General features: G+C 74.2%; 13 protein-coding genes and 2 pseudogenes. 4 read left to right on the top strand and 11 right to left on the bottom strand.

Features of this window, described 5'->3' with window-relative positions; translation table 11 throughout:
- Positions 1–122: 122 nt before the first annotated feature.
- Entirely contained in the window at positions 123–347 is a 225-nt protein-coding gene (locus ACIRBY_RS03120) for a hypothetical protein (RefSeq protein WP_403895191.1), read from the bottom strand.
- On the bottom strand, positions 334–609 hold the full coding sequence (locus tag ACIRBY_RS03115) for a DUF6400 family protein (protein WP_403895188.1): 276 nt from the start codon (positions 607–609) through the stop codon (positions 334–336). Before ACIRBY_RS03115 ends, ACIRBY_RS03120 begins: the two co-directional genes overlap by 14 nt.
- A gap of 149 nt (positions 610–758) precedes the next feature.
- Between ACIRBY_RS03115 and ACIRBY_RS03110 the strand changes: the two genes are divergently transcribed.
- Positions 759–1982, top strand: coding sequence for a hypothetical protein (locus ACIRBY_RS03110; RefSeq protein ID WP_403895185.1), 1224 nt, complete (start codon positions 759–761; stop codon positions 1980–1982).
- Positions 1983–2016: 34 nt separating this feature from the next.
- Here the strand turns inward: ACIRBY_RS03110 and ACIRBY_RS03105 are convergent, their stop codons facing one another.
- Positions 2017–3567 carry an AMP-binding protein gene (locus ACIRBY_RS03105; protein ID WP_403895182.1) on the bottom strand — a complete coding sequence of 517 codons (1551 nt, stop codon included), beginning with the start codon at positions 3565–3567 and terminating at the stop codon, positions 2017–2019.
- Positions 3568–3742: 175 nt separating this feature from the next.
- Here ACIRBY_RS03105 and ACIRBY_RS03100 point away from each other — a divergent pair, with 175 nt between their 5' ends.
- Complete coding sequence (locus ACIRBY_RS03100) at positions 3743–4210, top strand: MarR family winged helix-turn-helix transcriptional regulator (RefSeq protein ID WP_403895179.1); 468 nt, start codon at positions 3743–3745, stop codon at positions 4208–4210.
- A 126-nt stretch (positions 4211–4336) separates the two neighbouring features.
- On the opposite strand, the gene ACIRBY_RS03095 is transcribed toward ACIRBY_RS03100, so the two are convergent.
- The 7 genes and pseudogenes from ACIRBY_RS03095 to ACIRBY_RS03065 form a co-directional block, all read right to left on the bottom strand.
- Complete coding sequence (locus tag ACIRBY_RS03095) at positions 4337–4603, bottom strand: pentapeptide repeat-containing protein (protein WP_403895176.1); 267 nt, start codon at positions 4601–4603, stop codon at positions 4337–4339.
- Positions 4604–4727: 124 nt separating this feature from the next.
- Positions 4728–5615: a hypothetical protein gene (locus ACIRBY_RS03090; RefSeq protein ID WP_403895174.1), complete on the bottom strand. Its 888-nt coding sequence runs from the start codon at positions 5613–5615 to the stop codon at positions 4728–4730.
- Positions 5616–5656: 41 nt separating this feature from the next.
- Positions 5657–5914: a hypothetical protein gene (locus ACIRBY_RS03085; RefSeq protein ID WP_403895172.1), complete on the bottom strand. Its 258-nt coding sequence runs from the start codon at positions 5912–5914 to the stop codon at positions 5657–5659.
- A gap of 269 nt (positions 5915–6183) precedes the next feature.
- Positions 6184–6414, bottom strand: a pseudogene (locus ACIRBY_RS03080) (GTP-binding protein); the annotation flags it as partial.
- A gap of 140 nt (positions 6415–6554) precedes the next feature.
- Complete coding sequence (locus ACIRBY_RS03075) at positions 6555–7238, bottom strand: spermidine synthase (protein ID WP_403895170.1); 684 nt, start codon at positions 7236–7238, stop codon at positions 6555–6557.
- 87 nt (positions 7239–7325) lie between these two features.
- On the bottom strand, positions 7326–7907 hold the full coding sequence (locus ACIRBY_RS03070; protein WP_403895167.1) for a dihydrofolate reductase family protein: 582 nt from the start codon (positions 7905–7907) through the stop codon (positions 7326–7328).
- Positions 7908–7915: 8 nt separating this feature from the next.
- Positions 7916–8455, bottom strand: coding sequence for an EF-hand domain-containing protein (locus ACIRBY_RS03065; protein WP_403895165.1), 540 nt, complete (start codon positions 8453–8455; stop codon positions 7916–7918).
- Between the two features lie 155 nt (positions 8456–8610).
- Between ACIRBY_RS03065 and ACIRBY_RS03060 the strand changes: the two are divergent.
- Both ACIRBY_RS03060 and ACIRBY_RS03055 read left to right on the top strand, forming a co-directional pair.
- Positions 8611–9240: pseudogene (locus ACIRBY_RS03060) on the top strand (DUF3626 domain-containing protein); the annotation flags it as partial.
- Between the two features lie 220 nt (positions 9241–9460).
- Positions 9461–10270: a peptidoglycan-binding protein gene (locus ACIRBY_RS03055; RefSeq protein ID WP_403895162.1), complete on the top strand. Its 810-nt coding sequence runs from the start codon at positions 9461–9463 to the stop codon at positions 10268–10270.
- A gap of 74 nt (positions 10271–10344) precedes the next feature.
- Here the strand turns inward: ACIRBY_RS03055 and ACIRBY_RS03050 are convergent, their stop codons facing one another.
- On the bottom strand, positions 10345–11007 hold the full coding sequence (locus tag ACIRBY_RS03050; RefSeq protein ID WP_403895159.1) for an AAA family ATPase: 663 nt from the start codon (positions 11005–11007) through the stop codon (positions 10345–10347).
- Positions 11008–11184: the final 177 nt, after the last annotated feature.

Genomic DNA, 11184 nt, shown 5'->3' with positions numbered 1-11184 from the left:
CCCATCTCACCTTCCGTGTCCGCCCCGAGCCTCTCGGGTGCGTGACCCGGGCCACTCCCGCCCGCCCGGGCGAAGGAAACGGGTGCGTCGAACGCCGCTTTCCGAGGCGGACCGCTCCCCTTCTACAGGGAGCGGGTCGCGCCGAAGCCGCTCTCGTGCGACCAGACGTGGGTGCAGCCGGGGCACTGGAGGTGGAGGAGGCTGCCCTTGTTGGAGAGCAGGTAGCGCCAGTGCCGGGAGCAGGTCCGGCGTTCTCCGCACGGCTCGCAGCCCCGGGTGTCGTCGCACCGGGGGCAGGGCACCCAGGCCCGGCGTCCGATCTCGGCCTGGGGGTCAAGGGGCAGCATGGCCGCCCCCGCGCACGGGCAGGACACCGGCCGCCACCAGGTCGTCGTACACGCGCTGCTGCTCCGCGTCGAGACCGGAGTAGAGCAGGTCGTACGCCTCCTCCTCGCCCCTCAGGACCTCGACCGGGTCCCAGTCGGGGCCGAGCGCGGCCATCACCTGGGCGCGCCGGAGTATCTCCTGGGAGGTGAGGTCGACGGCGAAGTCGACCGGCTCTGCTGCGTCGCCCGGGCCGGTGGCGGGCGTGGAGTGATAGGAGGACATGGGGCAGAACTTAGGTAACCCTTTGTTCCGGGTCAAGGCAGCGTGGGCGGAGTCACATCCCGGGCCCTATGAGGCAATTGGGGCAAATCAAGATCGTCCGGCAGTCGGGGCCGGTGCTTCGGGGCGGTCCCCGTGGGCATCCTCGGGCCATGGCCCTGAAAATTTCGTGGCTGAACCACGCGATCGCCGATGCCGGTCTGGTCACCCTGTACTGGTTCCCCGAGGCGGCCGGCGGGGACGAGCGCGCCCTCGCGGGCGTGCTCCGCTTCTCCCGCGTGTCGCGCACCCGGGTCCAGGTGCCCGGCGCCCCGCGGGAGATGGCCGCCTGGAACGCCGCCGCCCTCGTCTACCTGGGCGAACTCGCTCCCGCCCTGTCGGAATGGGAGCGGGTCGAGGACCGTGTCCGGCGATGGCGCAGGCGGTGGGGGAGCCGCCGGTGGGGCGAGGCGGCGCAGGGGAGGGCCAAGGCCGCCTTCCTGGACCGGGTGGAGCCCGCGGCGGACGCCTACCGGCCGGTGCGGGAGGCCGTGGAGCGGAGGATCGCCGAGCAGGAGGCCGAGCGCGTCGAAGCGGGCCGGCGCGCCTACCGGGAACAGGAACGGCGGCGCGAGGAGGCCCGGGCCCGGTTCGAGGCGTGGGAGTGGCGCCAGGCGGCCGCGGACCGACCGCTGCCCGGCGGGAGCACCCCGCGGGAGCTGGCCTCGCGGGGCGAGACGCCGCAGGACTGGCCGGTCGAGCTCCGCGAGACGGTCGGTGACGTCGACGCCTGGTGGCAGCGCGTCCTCGCGTCGGTCCGCAACGAGCGGGCCCGCGAGGAGGCCGTGCGGGCGGTGGCCGCTGCGGTCACCGCGACCGCCGAGGCCCTGGAGGCGGCCGGCCGGCCCGGCATCGGCGCCGTCAGGGACAGGCCGTACGAAGCGCGCCACGGCTGGTGGGTGCACTTCACCTGGTCCGGCCTGCCGGACACCACGGCGTTCCTCGGGACACCGCCGGGCATGCCGACGGGGCACCTGTACGCGGGGCAGTGGCGCGCCGGCGGCTTCCACCCGGACCGGGTGCTCCTCGTGCGCAGGCCCTCCGGCGTCTACGGCCTGGCGGTCGTGACCAGTGAGAACATCGCGAACGGGCTGGCGACCCGGTACAAGTGGTGGGACTGGGAGATCGAGCGCTTCGCGCAGGCCCTGGTCCCCGACCGGCTCGCCTATCACACGTCCCACACGTACGAGGTCGCCGTGCGCCTGCCCCTCGTCGACCACGCCGACCCGGCCGTCTACGTGCCGTACGCCGACGCGGTCGCCCGCCGGGCGACCGCCGCCTTCCGCGCACTGACGTCCGGCCCGGCCCGCCCCGGCCCGAACGACGGGCGGCCCTAGGAGAGCGCGGGCCGCGGCGGGGTGGGCGGCGGGGTCAGACGGACGCGACCCGCGCGAGGGCCCGGCCGCGGAGCAGCTTCTTGTCCGGCTTGCCCGCGTCGGTCAGGGGCAGGGCGTCGACGAAGCGGATGCCCGCAGGTTCGTACATGGCCCCCTTCGCCTCCCGCACCAGGGCGCGCAGCTCCTCCTCGCCGACGTCGCCGCCCGGCGTGCGCACGACGACCGCGTGGACCCGCTCCATGAGGTTGGCGTCGGGGACTCCGAGCACGGCGCTCTGCGCGACCTGGGGATGGGAGTTCAGCACGTCCTCCAGTTCCACCGTGTACACGTGGCCTCCCACCACCACGATCATGTCCTTCAGCCGGTCCACGATCGTGAGGTAGCCGTCCGCGTCGAGGTACCCGATGTCGCCGGTGTGCAGCCAGCCGTCCCGCAGCACCTCCGCGGTGAGTTCGGGCTGCTTCCAGTAGCCCGTCATCACGTGGGGGGAGCGGACGCAGATCTCGCCGTGCCCGCCGACGGGCAGGTGCCGGCCGTCGGCGTCGACCACGGCGATCTCGACCCCGTCCATGGCCTTCCCGGCGGTGCGCAGCAGCTCCGGCCGCTGCGGATCGTGGTCCTGGGGGGAGAGCACGCTGATGCCGCCCGCTTCGTTCTGCCCGTAGAACTGGTTCAGTACGGGGCCGAAGCGGCGGACGGCCGCCGCGAGGCGTGCCGGGGAGGAGGCGCAGCCCCCGTAGGTGAGCGAGCGGAGGCTGGAGGTGTCGGTGCGGTCCGCCCCGGGGTGGTCCATCAACTGGTAGAGGAGCGGGGGCAGCAGGAACAGGTGGGAGATGCGCTCGGCCTCGATGGCGGCGAGCACGGCCCCGGGTTCGAACCCGTCGAGCAGGACGACGGTTCCGCCGCGGTGCAGCGTGCTGTCCGCCAGGAAACCGGCCGCGTGCGCGAGGGTGGTGCACACCAGGGTCCTGACGTCCCCCTCCTCGGACCAGCCGGGGCGGACCGACACCCACTGCCCGTAGGTCGTGCAGATGGCCTTCGGATGGCCGGTGGTCCCGCCGGTGTGGCGGATGGTGCAGACGTCCTGGGGCCGCGCCGCACCCGGCAGGGTCCCGGTGGACTCCTCGGCGGCCAGCTCCACCAGGTCCGGTTCCGCACCGGTGCCCCCGCCGAGGAGCAGCACCCGTTCCAGCGGCACCCGCCGGGCGAGGTCGGCGGCGCGGTCGCGGTAGGCGGGGTCGACCAGCAGCGCGCGGGTCTCGACGTCCCGCAGGATGTCGGCGTGCACGTCGGCCGAAAGGCCCGCGTAGAGGTGGTTCACGGCGCAGCCGAGCAGCCCTGCGGCGTAGCGGGCCGCTATCGTCTCGGGAAGGTTGCCGGCGAGGAGGGTGACCGTCTGCCCGCGGCCCAGCCCCTGGGACCGCAGCGCGCGGGCCATGCCGTGGACGAGACCGCGTAATTCACCGGCGCTCACGCGCCGGTCCCCGTGCACCAGGGCCTCACGGCCGGGCTCCTTCGCGAGGGCGTCCAGGATCTCTTCCACATGGCTGGTGAAGGGGTGGAGTGGTGCGGTGGTCTCGTCCATGACGCTCCTCATTGGTTGACTTGAGCAACTAGAGGGAGGTTAACGGTCGATGATCCACAAGCCCAAGCCGGACGCCGACATCCAGCCACCGCCTCCGGGGCGCCGCGCGGCGCCGGCGGAGCCCGGAGGACCACGCGCTTGACCTCAACGGCACTTGAGGTCCTACGTTCGTCCCATGACGATCCAGCCGCTTCCCGACGCCGAACTCGCCGGACAGCCCGCCGCCTACTGGACCGGGGTCGCCTACGAGGCGCTCATCGCCTTCACCCGGGCCCGGCAGGCCGAGAAGGGCTACACCCAGCCCCAGTTCTGGCTGCTCCGCAACCTCTCGGCGAACGACATCTCACCGGACGGCGAGGGGATGACCCCGGCCGAACTGCGGGAGGCCATGTCCTCCTACATCCGCCCCGAGGACGACCTGGCGGCGGAGGCCGCGGTGCTCGTGGAACGGGGCTGGCTGACCCGCGACGCCGGGGACCGGCTGCGGCTGACCGAGGAGGGGGAACGGGCCCGCGTCGACCTCGCACGCAACGCCCCGGCCATCCGGGCCGCCCTCCACGCGGGCATCGACGACGCGGACTACGTCACCACGCTGAAGGTGCTCCGGCAGCTGATCCGCAACGCGGGCGGGACCGTCCCCTGATGGGCCCCCCGCGGACCCCATGCGTCGAGCCGGCCCCCTGGGCCGGCGGGGGCCACCGGCGGACCACCGCCCGGTGACGTCCCGGCCGCAGGAGGACCGGCTCAGCGCGCGAAGTACTCCGCGGCGCTAGTTGCCGATGCCGGAGCTGCCGACACCGGAGTTCCCGATACCCGCGCTGCCGATGCCGGAGTTCGCGATGCCGGCGTTGCCCAGGCCCAGGTTGGCGAAGCCCGCGTTGCCGACACCGGTGTTCGCGATGCCCGCGTTGCCCACGCCGGAGTTCCCGATGCCCGAGTTGCCGACACCGTCGGCGCTCGCCGCCGCGGCCCCGCCCAGACCGAGCGCCGCGGCGGCCCCCAGCACGACGGTGAGACGGAGAAGACGTGTACGCATTGCATACCTCCCATGTGCGGTACGTTCGAAATAGATCAATAACACTTAATCCATGGAGATTCCGATGCAGATCTGACGAATACGGACGTGTCGCCCCTGGATGGCCGCGCGCCGGGCGGGGAGGTCAGATCTCGAGGGCGCCGGGGAACGGGCCGTGGCCGACGCCGGGCGCGGTGACCGCCAGCCAGCCGTGGCCGGTCATGGGGGTGTCCTCGTCGATCTGCTCGGGGTCGACGGTCAGCGTCTGCGCCACGCCGTTGGCGGACGTCTCGCACGAGGCGTTCGGCTCGTGGCCACCCGGCTCCCCGGACTCGTCCTCCGCCTGCGGGGCCTCCCAGGACATCGGCTCGCCCGTCCACGCCGGCTCGCGGTAGGTCCAGTACGAGCGGACCACCCGCCCCCGCTCGGCGATCGCCCAGCCGTGGTCGTCGTCGTAGGCGTCGCGGAAGTAGAAGTGGGCCTGCCCGCAGTACGCGCTGACGCGCGCCAGCACCTCCTCCTCGGCGCAGCGGTACACGGGGCCGCCGAACACCATCCGCCACCCGGCGAACTCGGGCGTCACGAAGACCCGGTGGACGGTCGTCTCCTCACCGTCGGGGCCGGCCGTCACCGCCGTGTCGTGCAAGACGGCCGACATGCCCATGGCCATGGTCGCGGGGATGCGGTCGTACAGCCCCAGGGCCTCGAAGACGCCCTCGTACGCGGCGGCCGGGACCGCGATCCACTGGAACGGGCAGTGGTAGTCCAGCGGCCGGTCGTCCGGCAACTTGATCCGGACGAGGCGCTCCAACGCCCGCCGGTCCCGATCGCCCAGCCCGTCCCCGGCTCCGAGCATCGCCAGTGCGTGCAGCGCGTGGCGGCGCAGTGCGCCCGGCCCGTTCCGCCGTATCTCCAGCAGCCCGTCGACGCCTTCGGACCCGAGGGCCTTCAGGTCCTTCTCGGCCTGCCACACGTTCTCCTGACGGGCGATCTGCGACAGGAGCGTCTCGAGGGTCTGGTTCCGCGTACTCATGGACCGACCCTAGAACACGCGCACGACAGCGGCCGTTCGCGTCATCCCCCGGTGCGTTCCGGAGCCCGCCGGAGTACGAGCAGGGCGGCCGCGACCTTCACTCCCGTGGAGATCGTCAGGGCCTGCAGGAACGGCATCCCCATCAGCCACAGGGCCACCATCATGACCGTGAGCACCAGGAACGCGGGAAGCAGGTTCGATCGCATGATCACCGGCTTCAGGCGCCCGGCCCTGTTGCGGTGCTGGGCGGCCGCACCGGCCGGCGGCGCGGTGAGCCCCTCCTCCTCGGCTTGCGGCATCGGCTGCTGCCCTTCCTCGCGGTCGCCCCCGCGCACGAGCCTCGGGCGCGCCCCGGCCGACCGCCACCGCTGCCCGCGCCCGCGCCGCCGTCCGGCGTACAGGTTCACCTCACCGGGCCCGCCGCCGGAAGCACCGTCGACCGTCAGCGGCTCGCGTAGGGCAGCAGGGCCGTCTCCCGGGCGCTCTTGACGGCGGTCGCGAGCTCGCTCTGGGGGGGTGGGGCCGTCAGGCCGGGTCGAGGAGGGAGTCGAAGGCCGCGGGGCAGGCCGAGGTGCTGGCAGCAGTCGCCGTGGTCGCGGTGCCGGTCGAGGGCGGCCGCCGCCCGGCCCCCGGGCGGGACCATGTCCCGCGCCGCGTCCGGCAGGGACGCCGGCCACGGCCCGGCGCTCTCCACGCACAGCGCCCCGCCGGCCGCGTCCCAGGCGAGCAGCGTGTCGGGGCGGCCGGCGAGCCAGAACCGGCCACGGCTGCGGGCGGCGGCGCAGCACAGGTCCTCGCGCAGCGCGCAGCACGCGGCAGGCGTCGGCCAGCGGCGCCTCGCCCTGCGAGAGCTCGCCGGAGGCGTCGCGGACGACCCTGCGGACGCCAGGGCCGCCGCGGCGCGCTCGGCGGCGGTGGAGCACGGGCGCCGGCCCGTGATCAGAAGGGGTTGCGAGCGAGGTGCACGACGTCCGGGACGCCGCGTGCGACGGGCACCTCCTCACTGCGGACCTCCTCGAACCCGGCGCGTCCGAGGGCCTCCTCGAACGCGGCGGATGGCTGGGCGGACCAGACGGCCAGGACGCCGCCCGGGGCGAGACGGGCACGGCAGGCGGCGAGGCCGCCCGGCGAGTAGAGGCCGATGTTGTCGTCGGTGACGGTCCAGTCGGGGCCGTTGTCGATGTCGAGGCAGAGGGCGTCGTACCGCTCCCCCGCAGTCCGCAGGTGGTCGTTGAGGTCGGTGTGCAGGATGCTCACCCGGGGGTCGGACAGGGCGGCGGCGGTGATCGCGCCCAGGGGGCCGGTGCGGTGCCAGCCGATGATGGCGTCCTCGCGTTCGGCGACGACGATGCGCGACCAACGCGGCTGCCCACTGGCATGGGCGAGCGAGAACCCCACGCCGAGGCCGCCGATCAGGACCGCGGGGGCCGCGGCCGCCGTCCGCGCGAGGGCGGCGTCGACGAGGAGCCGTTCGGAGCGCCCGTCGGAGGTGTCCATCAGGAAGCAGCCGTTCACGATGATCTCGTAGGTCTCGTCGCGGCGGCGCAGGACCACCTCGCCGTGCGGCCCGGTGCGGCGGTCGAGTGTCAACGGGGCTGCCACATTGGCGGTAGGGAACGTCATGCAGCGGGTTCCTCCCTGTGATCGTGTGATCACTCGGACGTCCCAACGAACGGTCCGTCGCGGGTGTTCCGTGCCGGAGTACGGCGCCTACGATCCGGTCGGCCCCCCGCGCACCACGCGGTGGCGGAGGTGGACGACTCCCGAAGGAAACGTGCGGGTCCCGACGAGTTCGAGGTCCACCCGGCGCTCGTGCCGCGGGAAGAACGGGATGCCGCCGCCGACCAGCACCGGGTGGACCCTCGTGCGGTACTCGTCGATCAGCCCCAGCGCGGCCGCCTCGGCGGCGAGGGTCGCGCCGCCGATCGCGATGTCGCCCTCCCCCGGCCCGGCCCGCAACCGCCCGATCTCCTCCGCCAGGCCGCCGGTGGCGAGGCGGGCGCGGCCCTCCACCGTCTCCAGCGTGGTGGAGAACACCACCTTGGGCAGCGGCTTCCAGAGCGCGGCCCACTCCAGCATCGCCGCGTCCAGCGACGGGTCCTGGTCGGCGGTCTCCCAGTACAGCATCGTCTCGTACAGCCGCCGTCCCAGCAGATGGACGCCCACCCCCCGCTCCTCCTCCATGACGAAGCGGAAGACCTCCTCGTCGGGCGCCGTCCAGCCGAAGCTGCCGTCCGGGCCGACGATGTAGCCGTCGAGCGACATGCCCATGGAGCAGATCACGCGGCGCACGAGGGCTCCTACCGGCCGCGTGCGTCGAGGAGGGACGGGCCGGAGCCGTACGACGCGGCCATGGGCGAGGTGCCCGTGGTGACGAAGTCCCGGATCCCCGCCAGGTAGGCGTCGCGGTCGACCAGCCCGTCACCGTCGGCGTCCAGGTCGCCGAACGCCGCGGCGGCACCGGCTTCCGCGTTCCCCGCCGCCGCCCGCATGCGGACGAACTCCGCCCGGTCCAGGCGCCCGTCACCGTCGGCGTCCGCGATGTCGAACAGGGAGCCCAGAGCGGGCCGGCAGGAGCGTTCGAAGGCGTCGTGCCCCACCCAGGAGCGGTACTCCTCGAAGGTCACGCGGCCGTCGTGGTCGTGGTCCATGTCCGCGAAGACCGCCTCGTGCGCCGCGCGGGAGGCGGCCACGACCGGGTGCGAGGCGTCGCGGCCCATGGCCGACGCCACCCGCTCCACCCGGCCCAGGTACTCGGCGTGCGTGACGACGCCGTCACCGTCCACGTCCAGCATGGCGAAGATCCGGTGCTGCGGGGAATCGGACACGGAACGGGACATGCGCGGCCTCCCGGCTGCCTTCTGCGGCACGGCGTCGACGGATCTGGGGCTCTGGTGGCCGACCCTAGAAGGGCCGCCCGGCGGCGAATCGATCCGCCTCGCCCACCGGCCCCGCACACCACCCGATCGAGTCACCGCCACCCGACCCTCCCGCCCCCGGCGGCGACCGGTGGCGCTGGGAGAGCCGGATCTCCGACGGGGCGTACGACGCGGCGCCCGCCCAAGAGCGGCCCGTCTACGGGGCGTTGAACTTCCGCCACACGCCGGCCGGCGGTGCGCCCCGCTTCGGGTCCGCGCCCTTCCGGCCGGCGCCCGCCTCGTTGGCGCGGACCACGTTCTGCTACCCGGACAGCTTCCCGGAGCCCTCGGACTTCGGCGTGGCGGCCTCCATGGGGCTCGCCGAACTGGCCCTCGCCGACCGGCAGGACGAGCTCGACGACTACATCGAGGCGCAGGTCCACGGGCCCCTGCGGCCGGACCGCCACGTGGAGGCGCTGGTCCTGGACCCCTGCTACCGGGGCTCGGCGGTCGAGGCCGCCGCCCTGCGGCTCGGCTGCGCCGTGGAGTGGCACGACGGGTCCGTCCTCGATGTCGCGGAGCTGCGCCGGCGTCCCGGCTACCGGGGTCAGGAGCACGTCGACCTGGGCACGCGGATCGCGGTCGACGGCGTCCTCGATCCGCGGGTCGTCGGGGACGCGGTGCGGGCCGGCCGCCACGACCCCCAGGCGGTCAAGAAGGTGTGGCACCGCCTCGCGCGCTTCGGGGCACCCGCCGGATCCAGCTGAATCGTTTCTACAGATCAGGGCGGTGTCGGGCGCCCGGGTTCCGGGGATCCTGAGGAGGACCGACGGCTCCGGACACCTCGGTGCGGACGGCCCGGCAGCCCGCCGCCCACGGGTCGCCGCGCCCGGCCGGGCCCGCTCCCGGAGCCTGCCCCGGGGGCCCGTTTCCACCGCACCACGGCCGGACCGTCATCCGCGACACCGTCACGCCTGGAGGCACCCCATGAGCACACCCCAGTGGCGGCAGCTCACCGACCACCTCATGGCCGTCCGCGAGCAGGTCTACGAGGGCTGGAACAGCCGGGACGGCTGGGACAACTACACGCGCTGGGGGGAGGAGTTCGGCGAGAACGGCGTCCCCTGGTGCGTGATCTTCGACTGGTGCATGTACCACGACACCGGTCTCGACGCGGTCGTCCCCAAGGTCGACAACGTGAGCGCCTTCGCCTCGTGGGCCAGGGCCCGCGGCCAGTGGTCCGCGTACCCCTCCGTCGGCGCCTGGGTCGACTTCGGCGACGGCGCCCACACCGAGATCGTCACCGGCTTCGACGCCGACACGGTGTACACCAAGGGCGGCAACAGCATCCAGGCCGGATCCGTCGACCGCGGCCAGGGCAACGGCGTGTGGTCGCACTCCAACCCGCGCCGCAGCAGCTACGTCACCGGCTACTTCGCGCCCCGCTTCCCCGACGGGCAGTGCCCGCCCACCGCCGATCCGGCCGACCCGCGCGGCGGCCCCGCCGTCACCGCCTGGCGGTGGACGCCGCCCGACTCGGCCTTCGAGCCGTTCCCGGGCGGCGGGTTCTTCACCGCCGGGCGCCGCAGCCCGGTCATCGCCGCGATGCACGACCGGCTCGTCGACGTCGGCTGCGACCGCTACCGGAGCTCGGCCGACGCCGACGTCTGGGGTCCCGGCGACGTCCGCTCCTACCAGGCCTGGCAGCGCGCGCTGGGCTACACCGGCTCCGACGCCGACGGGACCCCCGGACCCACCTCCTGGGCCAAGCTCAAGGTCCCCCGCGTCGGGGACTGAGAGGGCCCCGAGCGGACGGCGACCCCGCTGCGGAACGGCGGCGGCACCCGGACGTGGACGCCCCGGCCGGCCGCTCAGCCCGCGGGGCCGTCCGCCCGGCGTCCGCCCCGCGGCGGGGGCGGGTCCGTGAACCGGGCGCGGGGCGAGGTGTCGCGCAGGCGGCGGTCGAGGAGGACCACCGAGGTGAAGCCCGTGGACCGTGCCGGGCCGCCCCCGCCGATGCCGGACAGGAGGCTGTCCAGGCCCCGTTCGTGGGTGGCGAAGACCCGGGGCGACGTCAGGCGCCGGCGGGCGCGCTGGCCCGAGAGGGCCTCCCGGGCCCCGACGTCGAGGAGGACCATGTGCGCCTGCCGGCCCGCCCGGTCGGCGCTGCGGGCGAGCCATCGGCGCAACCAGGCCCGGCTGCCGCAGTCGTGGACGAGCAGCGGGGAGGAGCCCCGCATGGCCCCGCGTATCCGGCGCATGTGGTGCAGCCGGGCCAGCGGCCGGTACACGCCGTAGGGAAGCCAGGAGGGCATGAGCGCTTCGCAGTCGGCGCGCGTGGCCCGCGGGTCGAGAACGGTCCCCGCGTCGGCCCACGCACGCAGCAGCGTGCTCTTCCCACTGCCCGGGAGCCCGGCTATGACGACGACCGCGTCCCGCGGGTAGGACAGGCACAGGCCCGCATCGGTACGGCCCCGCAGGTCGACGATCCCCTGCGGGGCGATGCTGCGGACGGCTCCACGTCCCCTGTCCACGGCAGCCTTCGCGGTCTTCACGTCAGGGCCGGCTTCGGACACGGCGGAACGTACATCGGTTCTCGACTCCCTGCTAGGTGGCGGGCCGTACCGGATCCGGCCGGAGCGGGCCCGAGGTCCGTCCGCCGGCCACGGGCCCGGATGTCGCCGTCGACCCTATCGGCCGCGCCGGCCGCC

Source organism: Streptomyces sp. NPDC096136 (genome assembly GCF_044763325.1).
GTDB lineage: Bacteria > Actinomycetota > Actinomycetes > Streptomycetales > Streptomycetaceae > Streptomyces.
This window is presented reverse-complemented; position numbering and strand designations above follow the sequence as displayed.